The sequence below is a fragment of the Gemmobacter denitrificans genome, assembly GCF_036964905.1.
GTDB classification, from domain to species: domain Bacteria; phylum Pseudomonadota; class Alphaproteobacteria; order Rhodobacterales; family Rhodobacteraceae; genus Gemmobacter; species Gemmobacter denitrificans.
In genome coordinates this window covers 72,333-84,280 of the sequence record NZ_JBALHR010000015.1, presented here as the reverse complement: position 1 = coordinate 84,280, position 11,948 = coordinate 72,333, and the positions used below count along the sequence as shown (strand labels likewise).

Annotated in this window: 11 protein-coding genes and 1 pseudogene; 3 read left to right on the top strand and 9 right to left on the bottom strand. The window is 61.3% G+C overall.

Annotated elements, in window-relative coordinates; genetic code table 11:
* The first annotated feature begins 111 nt into the window (after positions 1-111).
* On the top strand, positions 112-405 hold the full coding sequence (locus V6590_RS17890) for a LysR substrate-binding domain-containing protein (RefSeq protein WP_335425052.1): 294 nt from the start codon (positions 112-114) through the stop codon (positions 403-405).
* Positions 406-409: 4 nt separating this feature from the next.
* A pseudogene (locus tag V6590_RS17885) lies at positions 410-580 on the top strand (IS5/IS1182 family transposase); the annotation flags it as partial.
* A 337-nt stretch (positions 581-917) separates the two neighbouring features.
* Here V6590_RS17885 and V6590_RS17880 read toward each other — a convergent pair.
* From V6590_RS17880 to V6590_RS17840, 9 genes are all read right to left on the bottom strand, one after another.
* Positions 918-1,646, bottom strand: coding sequence for a TSUP family transporter (locus V6590_RS17880; protein ID WP_335425051.1), 729 nt, complete (start codon positions 1,644-1,646; stop codon positions 918-920).
* Positions 1,643-2,623 carry a phosphate acetyltransferase gene (gene pta, locus V6590_RS17875; RefSeq protein WP_335425050.1) on the bottom strand — a complete coding sequence of 327 codons (981 nt, stop codon included), beginning with the start codon at positions 2,621-2,623 and terminating at the stop codon, positions 1,643-1,645. Before pta ends, V6590_RS17880 begins: the two co-directional genes overlap by 4 nt.
* A gap of 3 nt (positions 2,624-2,626) precedes the next feature.
* Positions 2,627-3,637, bottom strand: a complete 1,011-nt coding sequence (locus V6590_RS17870; RefSeq protein WP_335425049.1) for a YeiH family protein — start codon at positions 3,635-3,637, stop codon at positions 2,627-2,629.
* Positions 3,638-3,690: 53 nt separating this feature from the next.
* Entirely contained in the window at positions 3,691-5,472 is a 1,782-nt protein-coding gene (gene xsc, locus V6590_RS17865) for a sulfoacetaldehyde acetyltransferase (protein WP_335425048.1), read from the bottom strand.
* A gap of 24 nt (positions 5,473-5,496) precedes the next feature.
* On the bottom strand, positions 5,497-6,894 hold the full coding sequence (locus V6590_RS17860) for an NAD(P)/FAD-dependent oxidoreductase (RefSeq protein WP_335425047.1): 1,398 nt from the start codon (positions 6,892-6,894) through the stop codon (positions 5,497-5,499).
* 27 nt (positions 6,895-6,921) lie between these two features.
* Positions 6,922-7,305, bottom strand: a complete 384-nt coding sequence (locus tag V6590_RS17855; RefSeq protein ID WP_335425046.1) for a nuclear transport factor 2 family protein — start codon at positions 7,303-7,305, stop codon at positions 6,922-6,924.
* 51 nt (positions 7,306-7,356) lie between these two features.
* A complete protein-coding gene (locus V6590_RS17850; RefSeq protein ID WP_335425045.1) occupies positions 7,357-8,697 on the bottom strand; it encodes a TRAP transporter large permease in 1,341 nt (446 codons plus the stop codon).
* Positions 8,697-9,233, bottom strand: coding sequence for a TRAP transporter small permease (locus V6590_RS17845; protein ID WP_335425044.1), 537 nt, complete (start codon positions 9,231-9,233; stop codon positions 8,697-8,699). The genes V6590_RS17850 and V6590_RS17845 overlap by 1 nt, the downstream gene beginning before the upstream one ends.
* A gap of 65 nt (positions 9,234-9,298) precedes the next feature.
* Positions 9,299-10,309 (bottom strand): TRAP transporter substrate-binding protein, encoded by a 1,011-nt coding sequence (locus V6590_RS17840; RefSeq protein WP_335425043.1) that lies wholly within the window; start codon positions 10,307-10,309, stop codon positions 9,299-9,301.
* A gap of 179 nt (positions 10,310-10,488) precedes the next feature.
* Between V6590_RS17840 and V6590_RS17835 the strand changes: the two genes are divergently transcribed.
* Positions 10,489-11,898 (top strand): aminotransferase-like domain-containing protein, encoded by a 1,410-nt coding sequence (locus tag V6590_RS17835; RefSeq protein WP_335425042.1) that lies wholly within the window; start codon positions 10,489-10,491, stop codon positions 11,896-11,898.
* Positions 11,899-11,948: the final 50 nt, after the last annotated feature.

Sequence of the window (11,948 nt, the reverse complement as noted above, 5' to 3'; positions counted from 1 at the left end):
AATCTGGGCCGCGCGGCATACTCCGTGCCGAAGGCATTGAGCCCCGCCTGACCGCCGCCAAGCGCCGTCAGCAAAGAGTGGCGCTATCTGGACGGTCGAAGTGGTAAGGCGGTGTCCATCGCTCCAAGACTTGAAATCAACGACGCGGTCACCGCGATAGCGGCAGCCGAGGCGGGCGAAGGCATTACCGTGGCGCTGTCCTACATGGTTGCGGAACAGATCCGCCAAGGCCGTCTTGTTCAGATTCTGAACGAATGGACCCCACCTGCCGTGCCGGTGCACCTTGTTTTCCCGCAATCCCGACTGCTCGCCCCCAAGCTGCGGGTTTTTGTCGATTTCGTAGCCCCGCGCCTCAAGACCGCACTTGATGATCTTGGCGCACTTGGTCTCCCGAATGAGGATTGATCATGGCTATCACCGCCGGAGCTGCGTTGAGACAAAGATGCACTGTATGAAACTGCTGGCGCAGCGCCTCATGGCGCGGGACTTCGACCGTCAGATGTCCGAGTTTCAGGTCCGTGTCGCCATCCTGAACCGCTTCACGGCGAACGGGGTCCCGGTCACGGAAGCCGTAGGATAAGTCTGTCCGCTGGGGGAGGCTTCGGCCATCAGCCGATTTGTGCAAAAAAGCCGGGTTGCGGCAAAAGAGTTGATTGTCTCTTCGCCATCTCTGTCTTCGGCGGACATCTCTTGCCGCTTCGGCTTTTTGTGATCAGGCGTGTTTTCTCGGTTGTTCAAGGCCAAGTCCAAAGTGGCACCATCGGAATGGCGACAACCTCCGCCCGACTGACAGGACCCAAAGCCGAAATTGGCCCGATGGACGAAACGCCATCCACTGATCGAGTGCAGACATTTGGGCCTGCGCTGATTTGAACAACGCCGTGCGCGGCGCAAGTGCATGATAATACAAGCTTCGTTCAATATGCCTGCAAGACCGAACCAATCGCAACAGCGGCAGACACGACCAGCAGTCCGACGGACGTTCTTTCGAACATCTCCCGGGGAATGCGTGCCGCAAGGGTCTTGCCCACAAAATCAACCAATAGCATCAGGGGCAATGCCATCACAGCCAGGGCCAGCAGGTCGCGATCGATGACGCCCGCTGCAATCATCGTCGACAGGCTGCAGATCGACAGGATCCCGAAAAACAGCACGAGTGTCGAACGGATCTTTTCGGCATCAAGACCTCGCGACAGCGCGTGCAGGACAACCGGCGGGCCCGGCATGGCGACCAGGCCAGCCATGAGACCCGCCAACATCCCGGCAACGGGCGCAGGGGCCTGTGCAATCAGCAGCGTGAACCCGCGCCATCCGGCACGCATTAGGATGGCAATCAGGATCAGCGGCGCAAGGATCACCCTGGCGGCATCGGTCGGAATTGCCAGAAGCACGGCCTGACCGACAGGAACGGCAGGCAATGCCCCCGCCAGCAGCAACAGCAGATAGCGACGCTCAATCTTGCCGCGCCCTGTCAGCAGATCACGCGGCACCATCGCAACCTGCAGCAATATGGCAAGACAGACGGCGGACGGCAGATCCAACTTCAGGCTAAGCAGCGGAACTGCCAGCAGGGCGAAGCCAAAACCGGTAAGCGCCCGCGCCAAGGCGCCGAGCGCAATTGCCGCGACCAGAAACGCCGCTGTCATGCCCGGCTGAGACCCTGCACCGAGGTCACCGCGATCATCGCCAAGATATCCTCGGCGCTGCACCCGCGCGACAAATCATTTGCGGGCCGGTTCAGGCCTTGCAGAACTGGCCCGATTGCTGTCAGCCCGCCCAGACGCTGCGCAATCTTGTACCCGATATTTCCCGACGCCAGATCGGGAAATACAAACACATTCGGCCGCGCAGACAACGTGCTGCCGGGCGCCTTCCTGAACCGGATCGCATCGTCGATCGCGGCATCGAACTGGATCTCTCCCTCGATCTCCAGTTGAGGCGCACTGCGGCGTACCAACGCCAGAGCCTCACGAATACGGGTAAGGCTAGCATGTTCGGCTGAACCGGCAGTGGAAAAAGACAAAAGTGCGACCCGTGGCTGTTCCCCAAGCAGCGCTTGCGCCGAAGCGGCCGAGGCGATGGCGATGTCGGCCAGTTCCTGCGCTGTCGGTGCAATAACCAGACCACAATCTGCAAAGACCATCCCGCCCTTGATCGGAGCATCTTTGGCGCAGGACAGCATCAGAAAGAAGCTCGACACTGTGTTGATGCCGGGGGCGCGGCCAATGAACTGCAACGCCGCCCGGACGGTCTCTGCTGTTGTGGCCACTGCCCCGCCGACGGTTCCGTCAACTTGCCCCAGCCGCACACGCAGGGCGGCCTGCACCAAGGGTGTCCGGACCAGCGCCTGGGCCTGATCAGCTGTCACCCCCTTTGCCCCGCGCAATCGCAGGCATTCCGCCGCCAGCATGTCCAGATCCGGGGCATTCGCCGGATCGATCACTGTCACTCCAGCAATATCCCTGGAAACGCGGTCAGGATCGGCAAGCAGCGTGATGCGCGCCAGCCCATCGCCCACGGCACGCGCTGCGGCGTCCTGAACACGCGGGTCCTCGCCTTCGGGCAGCAGGATGTGACGGGGGGCTGCGCGACAGGCTTCGAATATCCGATCCAGCGGTTTCACGGCTCACTCCAGAATATGCAGTCCGGTCAGGACAAAGGTTCCGATGAACAGGGTCTCGATAACCAACAGGCCGATGGCGAGCGGGCCGACTTCCAGCATCCTGGCCAGCGAGGTCTTGATGCCGACTGCCGCAATGGAAATCAGCAACGCCCACCGCGACAGACCTGCCGCAAAGTCGGCCAAGGCCTCCGGGATCAGACCAAGCGAATTCAGCATTGCAAGCGCGATGAAACTGACGACGAAGCCCGGCAGCAAAGGTGGTCGCTGACCTTCGGATGCTATCCCCCCCGCCCGGATGACCAGCGATGCAATCAACACGACCGGCGCCAGCATCGACACCCGGATCAGTTTGACCAGCGTCGAGGTTTCGCCGGCCTCCTGGCTCACGGAAAAACCGGCACCAACAACCTGGGCGACATCGTGGATCGTCCCGCCAAGAAAAACGCCGCTTTCCAGCGCCGAGAAACCAAACGCACGCGAGATCATTGGATAGACCACCATCGCCACCGTGGACAGCACGGTTACGGCCAGCACAGTGAAGACCAGATCGCGTTCCGATTTTTCGTGTTTCGGCAGGATAGCCGAGATCGCCATCGCCGCCGATGCGCCGCAAATGGCCACGGATCCCCCTGTCAGCAGCCCAAATCGCCAGTCCCGGCCCGCAAGCCGTGCCAGCACAAGCCCGCACAGGATGGTCGCCCCGACCCCCGCCACCGTCAGTGCGATCAACCTGGGGCCAAGGGCGCCAAGCATCTCGACTGATATCCTGACCCCGAGCAGCGCCACCCCCAGACGCAACACCGTCCTGGCCGTAAATCCGATGCCAGGCGCGGTCTTGCTGCCATCTTCGGACAGAAAATTCAGCGCAAGGCCCAGCAGCAACGCCATCAGCATCGCCGGTGCGCCGTAATGTTCAGACAGGAATTGGGCGGTGACACCGACCATCGTTGCAGTGATGACACCTGGAAACAGCTCTCGGATCCGCGACGGCGAATGTGTGACGCTGGCTAGCATTCTTGACCTCGAAATTTGGGGCGCGGCCTGATGCGTCAGGCCGCGCCTGACCGTCACAGCGCGCCGCGCTGCGGGCGCATGTCCTCACGGGAAATGCCAGCAACGGCGACGGGCGCCTTCATGGCGTCGCGACGGAAGGGCTCGCCCAGTTCCTGGTTCAGCAGCACCTCGATAAAGGTGGTCTGATGGTCCTTCATCTGACGCTCCACCGCCTTGCGCAGTTCTTCTGTCAGCTCCTGCGCCGATCTGACCTGCACACCGTGAACACCGCAGGCGCGGGCGATGGCCGCATAACTCGTGTCGCGATCCAGTTCGGTGCCGACAAAGTTGTTGGCATACCACAGCGTGGTGTTGCGCTTCTCCGCACCCCATTGGTAGTTGCGGAAGATCACCATGGTGATGGGCGGCCATCCGTCACGACCACAGGCCGTCATTTCGTTCATCGAAATGCCAAAGGCACCATCGCCGGCAAAGCCGATCACAGGGGTATCGGGGCAGCCGATCTTGGCCCCAAGGATCGCCGGAAAACCGTAACCACAGGGGCCGAACAGGCCCGGTGCCAGATATTTGCGACCCTTTTCGAAGGTCGGGTAGGCATTTCCGATGGCGCAATTGTTGCCGATGTCAGACGAAATGATCGCATCCCCGGGCATGGCGGCCTGTATCGCACGCCAGGCCTGGCGCGGTGACATCAGGTCAACGTCACGGGCCCGGGCCTCCTCGTTCCAGACAGTGCCCGGATCATCCTGTTCGTGATCTAGGCTGGAAAGTTCCTGCGCCCAACGGGATTTGGTTTGCGCAACCAGCGTGCGGCGGTCATCGCGGCCTTCGTCGCCCGCTGTGCCGGACAATTGCGCATGAATGCCCCGGGCAACTTTGCGCGCATCCCCCTGAATGCCGACCGTCACTTTCTTGGTCAGCCCGATCCGGTCAGCATTGATATCCACCTGGATGATCTTCGCATTCTTGGGCCAATAGTCGATACCATAGCCCGGCAAGGTCGAAAACGGGTTGAGCCGGGTACCAAGCGCAAGCACGACATCAGCCCGCGCAATCAGCTCCATCGCCGCCTTCGACCCGTTGTAACCCAACGGCCCCATCGCAAGCCGGTGCGAACCGGGGAAGCTGTCATTGTGCTGGTAATTGGAACAGACCGGCGCATCGAGACGTTCGGCCAATGCCACCACATCCGGAATGGCGCCCGCCAATACCACGCCCGCACCAGACAGGATCACCGGAAAGCGCGCCCCCGACAGCAGGCGGGCCGCTTCCGCCACGGCCTCCTCGCCACCTGTCGGCCGTTCGAAATGCACCATCTGCGGCAAATCGACATCAATCACCTGGGTCCACATGTCCCGCGGGATGTTGATCTGGGCCGGCGCCGAGTTGCGCCACGCGCGCAGGATCACGCGGTTCAGCACTTCGGGAATGCGCGATGCATCCCGCACCTCTTCCTGGTAGCAGACGCAATCCGCAAACAGACGCATCTGCTCCATTTCCTGAAAGCCGCCCTGCCCGATCGTCCGGTTGGCTGCCTGGGGGGTCACCAACAGCATCGGCGTGTGGTTCCAGTAGGCGGTCTTGATCGCCGTGACAAACCCGGTGACGCCGGGGCCGTTCTGGGCGATTGCCATGGCCATCTTTCCGGTCGCGCGGATGAAACCATCGCACATCAAGCCGCCATTGGTTTCATGCGCCACATCCCAGAACGTGATGCCAGCTTTCGGAAACAGGTCTGAAACGGGCATCATTGCAGAACCGATGATGCCGAAAGCATGTTCGATCCCGTGCATCTGAAGCACCTTCACAAAGGCTTCTTCGGTGGTCATTTTCATCGCATTTCTCCTATTGGCGCGGGATCAGCCGCGTTCATCCTGAAAGTGGTAAAGCTTGTAGAGGCCCCATTGACCCAGACGCCGGAACGGGGTCTTCCAGCCTTCATGCGGCAGCTCGTCGTGAAAGATCGGCAGGCGCGGCACGTCCGATGCGCGGCCCGCAACCAGCTGCGCCATGCGTCGTCCAGCCTGGGCCGAATACATCACGCCGTTGCCGCCATACCCCATCGCGTAGTAGGCACCTGGCACGTCCGGGATGGCGGTGATGCGCGGCATCATGTCATGGCTGACATCCACCCAACCCCACCAGCTGTAATCCAGATCAATGCCGCGCAGAGCCGGAAACTTGCGGGCCAGCCCTTCGCGCAGCCCGGCCAGATGCGCCGGGTTGGCGGCATCCTGACCTGTGATGGCGGCCCGTGATCCGATCTGCACCCGGCCATCGGGCAGCAGCCGGTAATAGTGGCGCAAGGTGCGCGTGTCGGTCAGCGGGCACAGAACCTTGAAACCGCAGGCCTCCCGTTCGGCGGTCGTCAGCCTGCGGGTGACGATGGAGTTCGACATGATCGGCATGATGCGGTCACGTAGCCGGGGGTGCAGACCACGCGGCGCATAGCCTGCGGTCGCCACGGCAACCGAACGCGCCCGCACAATGCCACCGGGTGTGCGCAAGTGGTGAACGCCGTTCCGGGTGCTCCAGTCTTCGACGGGGCTATCGACATGGATCTTCGCACCCAGCGAACGCGCCACGCGCATATAGCCGAAGGCCAGCTTTGCCGCATGAACCGCAGTCCCGTCGGGCTCCCACATGGCGCCATGGGCCTCCTGATCCCGAACCGCTGTTTCGTGCAGCTCGTCCCGGCTCAGCATCCGGGCACGATATCCGAAGGTATCGCGCAGCAATGCGGCCTCCTGGGCCAGCTTGGGCATCATCCAGCCCTTGTGCGCGATGTAATAGTGACCGCCGTCCTGCGGTTCGCAATCGATGGCATGGTCATGGATCAACCCCCGGAACAGCGCGAAAGCCTCAGTCACCTCGGCATGCAGGCCCTTGGCGACATCGAGCCCCCAACGGTCGATCCACTGTGACCGCTTAAGCCGCCCGGACGATATCTGGGCCTGCCCGCCATTGCGTGTCGAACATCCGTAGGCGACGCCATTGGCCTCCAGCACATGCGCCTTGATCCCGAATTCCTTGGCCAGATGCAGGGCACAGGACAGGCCGGTATAACCGGAACCGATGATGGCAACATCGACATCCATGTCCTGTGTAACCGGGCCGTCATCCTCGGGTGGGGTGTCGGCTGTGTCGATCCAGTAGGTCGGCGCATAGTCTGATCCCTTTCCGATGGACCGATCGGTGATCGGGTCATAAGTAGGGTTGTAGGGAGCGCGCGAACGCAATTTGGCCGGGCCGTTCATTGCACGAGTCCTGTCATTTTGGGGAAATCAGCGGGTCTCGATGATCGGGCGCTGCTTGCGAAACGCCTGCTTCATCGCCAGTTTACCGTTGCGGATGGTGAACAGGTCCACGCCCTGCGCCTCGGTCCGGCGTCCCTGGGCATCCGTGCCACGAAAGGTCCATTCGGAAACGGCCCGGTCACCGCAGACAAAATGCTGATGATCGGACCATTCAGCATCAGGCATGGCGGTCCAGACCGCGACAAAGGCCTTCGCAATGGCCTCACAGCCTTCGATCCGGGTGCCGAACACATCCGGGCCGGCGACCGTCGTAAAGACACAGTCTTCGGCAAAATGGGTCATCACGGCATCAATGTCGTGGCGGTTGAAGGCGTCAAAAGTGGCCTTCAGGTCATCGGCGGTCAGGGTCATGCTTGGTCCTTTCGGGTTGCCCCCGCCCGGACAGGGCGAGGGAGGGGTGGCTCAGTAGCCCATCACACGGGGCAGCCAGAGCGCGATCTCGGGGAAAGTGGCGATCACGGCGATCATCGCGGTGCTGGCGGCGGCAAAGGGCAGCGCCCGCAGCGAGATTTCCTCGATCGACACTTTGGAAATGCCAGAGGCGATGAACAGGTTTTCGCCTAAGGGTGGGGTCTGAAAGCCGACCGACAGCGTGCAGATCATCACGATGCCGAAATGGATCGGGTCGATCCCCACCGAATAGGCCACGGGCAGCATCACCGGCACGAGGATCATGATGGCGGCCAGCGTCTCCATGAACATGCCGACGAACAGCAGGAAGACGATGATCAACGCCCAGATCACGGCGATGTTCTGTGTCAGGCCCAGCATTGCGTCGGCAATTTGTGCAGGGATCTGGTTCTCGACCAGGATCCGGCCAAAAATCGTGGCGGTGAACAGCACCAGAAGCACACGACCCGTAAGCCATGTGGTGGCCTCCAACGCCTTCATCACTTCGGACAGTCGGATTTCGCGATAGAGGAAGATGCCGACGAACAGCGTATAGGCAATGGCGACAATGGCAGCTTCGGTCGGGGTGAACAGTCCTGCATAGATGCCACCCAGGATCACCACGGGGGCCATAAGCGACCAGAACCCCTTGCGACAGGCCTCCAGAATATGCGTGGCCGACAACGGCTCACCACCGCCGCGATACCCCGCCGCCCGGCAACGCAGCCAATTCATCACCAGCAGCCCGCAGGCCATCAGGACGCCGGGCAGGAAGCCTGCGATGAACAGTTTGGAAATCGAAACTGTCTGGAAGGCGCCGAATTGCTCGACAGCTTCGGCCGGGGGCTGCATCCCCATCGCCGAGATGCCGAAGATCACCATCGGAATAGAGGGTGGGATCACGATACCCAGCCCGCCCGACGCTGCGGTGACCGCAGCGCCATAACCCTTGGCATAGCCCGCGCGCACCATGGCCGGGATCATCAGCATGCCCACCGCAGCCGTGGTCGCAGGCCCAGAGCCGGAAATCGCGCCGAAGAACAGACAGGCGACCACAGTCGCGGCGGAAATTCCGCCGGTGAACGGACCGGCAAGGCTTTCGGCGACAGTAATGAGACGACGCGAGATGCCTGCCGCCTCCATCAACGCCCCGACAAGGATGAAGGCAGGCAGCGCCATCAGCGGGAAGGCCCCGACCGAGGAAAAGGCGATCTGCACCATCTTGATCGGGTTATCGCCCAGATACCACATGGCCGAGAGCGCCGAGACCCCAAGTCCGACCGAGATCGGCGCACCCAGCACCATCAAGAGGAAGAAGGTTCCAAACAGAATCAGCGTGATATCGGCACCCATCACGCAACCTCCGGCTTTGCCGTCGCCGCAAGTGCCGCAATGTCCACCTCATCGGGATCGCGCGGATCCTGACCCAAGACCAGCTTGAGGTAATTCACCTGCAAGATTCGTAGCGTCATCAGCGCAAAGGCTACGGGCAGTACCAGCATCACCCATTTCATGGGCCAGCCCAGCGTCTGTGCCTTCACGAAAGGTTTCATGAGGCTGAGATATTCCACGGCATAGCGGATGAAGATCAGATTGAAGCCCACCCAGACCAGATCGCCCGCAGCCTCGATCCAGCGCGCGATGCGGCGGGGCAGACGGCTCAGGTGAAAGGACACCCGGTTATGCGCATACATTCGCGCGGCATAGCTGGCTCCGAAATAGGCAAACCAGACGAACATGAAGACCGACAGTTCCTCGATCCAGGTGATGGAATTGCCGAAGACTGACCGCGCGACGATCTGCACGAACAGGAGGCAGACGAAGGCGGCAAGCAGAAGCTGACAGATATAGCTTTCCAGCTTGTCGAGATGGCGCCAGAAGGATGACATGGCTGACCCTTGTTACAAGGCGGCAGGAATGGGGCCGCGACGAGGCATGCGGCCCCGGGCGGCGATCACTCGACGGCTGAGCGGCCGAGTGCGGTTAGGACTCCATTCAGGACATCCTTGCCACCGATGCTGTCATAGAATTTGGGCCAGACTGCCGTGGTTGCCCGCTCGATAAACTCTGCCTCGCCATCGGCGGGGTCGCTGATCTCCATCCCATTGGCGACCAGTTGTTCCTTGATCGACGCTTCCTGCGCCCGCAGGAACTGCCCCGAAGCCAGCGTAGCCTCTTGCCCGGCTGCGATGACAGCGGCCTGTTCTTCGGCGCTCAGGCTTTGGAACAGTTGCTCAGAAACGATCAGCGGCTCGATCGAGAAGATGTAGCGGATGTTGGTGACATATTTCTGCACCTCGTCGAACTTCATCGCGTGAACGGTCATGTAGGGATTATCCTGCCCGTCCACGACCTTTTGCTGCAGCGCCGCAAAGGTTTCAGACCAAGCCATCGGGGTCGGATTGATGCCCCAGGACTTGTAGGTTTCGATCATGATCTCGTTCTTGGGAACGCGCACCACAAGGTCTTGCAAATCGGCCACTGTTGTGACCGGCTTTTTGGAATTGGTCAGCACGCGGAACCCCGAATAGGCCCAGCCAATGATGCGCACGCCTGCATCCTCGATGGTCTTTTCAACCATCTGCTGGCCGATCTCGCCCTGGGTGATCTTCTCGGCATCCTCCAGCGACAGGATGACATAGGGCAGCGTCAGCGTTCCGACAGAAGGCGAAAAAGGCGTGATGTTGTTGATCGCAAGGATCGAGAAATCCAGCGTCCCGGTCGCGGCTGCGGTCACGGTATCCTGTTCGTCGCCCAGTTGGCCGTTCAGGAACAGTTTGGCGCTGTGCTTGCCGTCGCTCTTTTCTTCAAGTGCCTTGACGAAGGCAAGGCCAAGCGCCTCTTGCGTGCCCCCCGCACCATCCCCCACTGCGATACGGAATTCATCGGCATGGGCGGGCATGGCGGTTGCAAGCAGCATGGCGAAAACGGACGCACGGCGCAGCGTGCGGAGCGAAAAGGTCATCGAGTTCCTCCCAGAACAACCGACTCTCATTTGGTCGGACTGCGACTCCTTGCCACGCCATGCACGCCGGGTTTATATCCAGATGGATACAAGAATAGGTCCAGATCAGCGTGCCACGCCAAAACCAGCTTTCTGCAGACATGTTTTTTGTTGACCGGCGCAGGCACGAGTCGCTCCAGATGCAACTTGCGACCTCGATCATTTCGGTGTTGCTGGACACTAGGGCCACGCCAGGAACCCTGATGCCATCCAGCCGCAAGCTGGCAGCGCATCTTGGTATCTCGCGTCTTACTGTAACGCTGGTTTATCAGGAACTTGTGGCCCAGGGCTATCTGGACAGCCTGCCCCGGTCAGGCTACGCGGTGTCACAAAAGGTGCCACACCGGCGACTGGCAGCCAGTGATCTGACGGCACAAAGCCGCGTGGATTGGGTGCTGCGCCTCCCCGATCTCACCCGCAGGCGGCGCATCGTCAAACCCGTCGACTGGCGCAGCTACCCCTTCCCGTTCATCTATGGACAGGCAGACCCGAAACTGTTCGACCATGCGGCATGGCGCGATTGCGCACGCCGCGCACTTGGCGCCCGTGATTTTGCCGAACTGGCCGATGACAGCCTGACGAAGGACGACCCGGTCCTTGTGGATTACATCTGCCGCAACACCTTGCCGCGGCGCGGCATCCGTGCCCGGCCGGACGAGGTGCTCATCACACTGGGGGCACAGAATGCCCTGTGGATCGCGGTGCATCTTCTGGCTCTGCCCGAACGCGCAGGGGTGGTCGAAGATCCGGGGTTTCCCGATTTTTCCGAATGTCTGCGCCTGCACGGGATGCCGGTCCGCTTCGTGGTGCCAGATGCCAACGGCCTGAATCCGTCTGACCTGCCACCGGACACAGGGCTTGTCATGGTAACGCCAAGCCATTCGATTCCATCCGGCATCACGATGACGATGGAGCGTCGCCGTGCCCTGCTGGCGGCCGCAGATGCCAGCGATTTCATCGTGATCGAGGATGATTACGAAACCGAAATGAGCTTTCTCGAACCCCCCTCCCCTTCGCTCAAATCTCTGGATGGCTCGGGTCGGGTGATCTATATCGGCAGCTTTTCGAAATCGCTTTTCCCGGGGTTGCGGATCGGATTTCTGGTGGGGCCTGAGCCGTTCATCCGGCAAGCACGGGCCCTGCGAGCGATAATGCTGCGTCAGGCGCCCGGACACATGCAGCGGGTTACGGGCTATTTTCTGGCTCTGGGCCATTACGATGCCCATCTTGTTCGGCTGCGCGAGACGTTTCGCCGCCGCCGCGAAGTTCTGGTATCGGCCCTACAGGGCACAGGGTTCGACATTGCCGGGGCGGCGCGGCATGGAGGGTCAAGCCTTTGGGTCACGGCACCGCAGGCCATCGACAGTGCCAGCCTTGCCGAAGCCCTGCGCCCCCGTGGTGTGCTTATTGAACCGGGGCACCCCTTCTTTTCTGCCCCGGCCAGCGTCTGTCGCCACTTCAGGATGGGCTATTCCTCCATCGCCGAAGATCGCATCGCCGAAGGTGTCGGACTCATGGCCCATACTGCGGCCAGCATGGCGGATCGGTAAAGCGCAAAACCCACTTTGGCACGCAATGCGCCCCTGCGCCCAAAGGCAGC

What these genes read in the sequence shown, in the direction of transcription:
- V6590_RS17860 (WP_335425047.1), bottom strand. Translation starts at nt 6,894, where the DNA reads ATGAACGGCCCGGCCAAATTGCGTTCGCGCGCTCCCTACAACCCTACT.
- V6590_RS17835 (WP_335425042.1), top strand. Translation starts at nt 10,489, where the DNA reads ATGCAACTTGCGACCTCGATCATTTCGGTGTTGCTGGACACTAGGGCC.
- V6590_RS17845 (WP_335425044.1), bottom strand. Translation starts at nt 9,233, where the DNA reads ATGTCATCCTTCTGGCGCCATCTCGACAAGCTGGAAAGCTATATCTGT.
- V6590_RS17855 (WP_335425046.1), bottom strand. Translation starts at nt 7,305, where the DNA reads ATGACCCTGACCGCCGATGACCTGAAGGCCACTTTTGACGCCTTCAAC.
- V6590_RS17850 (WP_335425045.1), bottom strand. Translation starts at nt 8,697, where the DNA reads ATGGGTGCCGATATCACGCTGATTCTGTTTGGAACCTTCTTCCTCTTG.
- V6590_RS17840 (WP_335425043.1), bottom strand. Translation starts at nt 10,309, where the DNA reads ATGACCTTTTCGCTCCGCACGCTGCGCCGTGCGTCCGTTTTCGCCATG.
- V6590_RS17870 (WP_335425049.1), bottom strand. Translation starts at nt 3,637, where the DNA reads ATGCTAGCCAGCGTCACACATTCGCCGTCGCGGATCCGAGAGCTGTTT.
- xsc (WP_335425048.1), bottom strand. Translation starts at nt 5,472, where the DNA reads ATGAAAATGACCACCGAAGAAGCCTTTGTGAAGGTGCTTCAGATGCAC.
- V6590_RS17880 (WP_335425051.1), bottom strand. Translation starts at nt 1,646, where the DNA reads ATGACAGCGGCGTTTCTGGTCGCGGCAATTGCGCTCGGCGCCTTGGCG.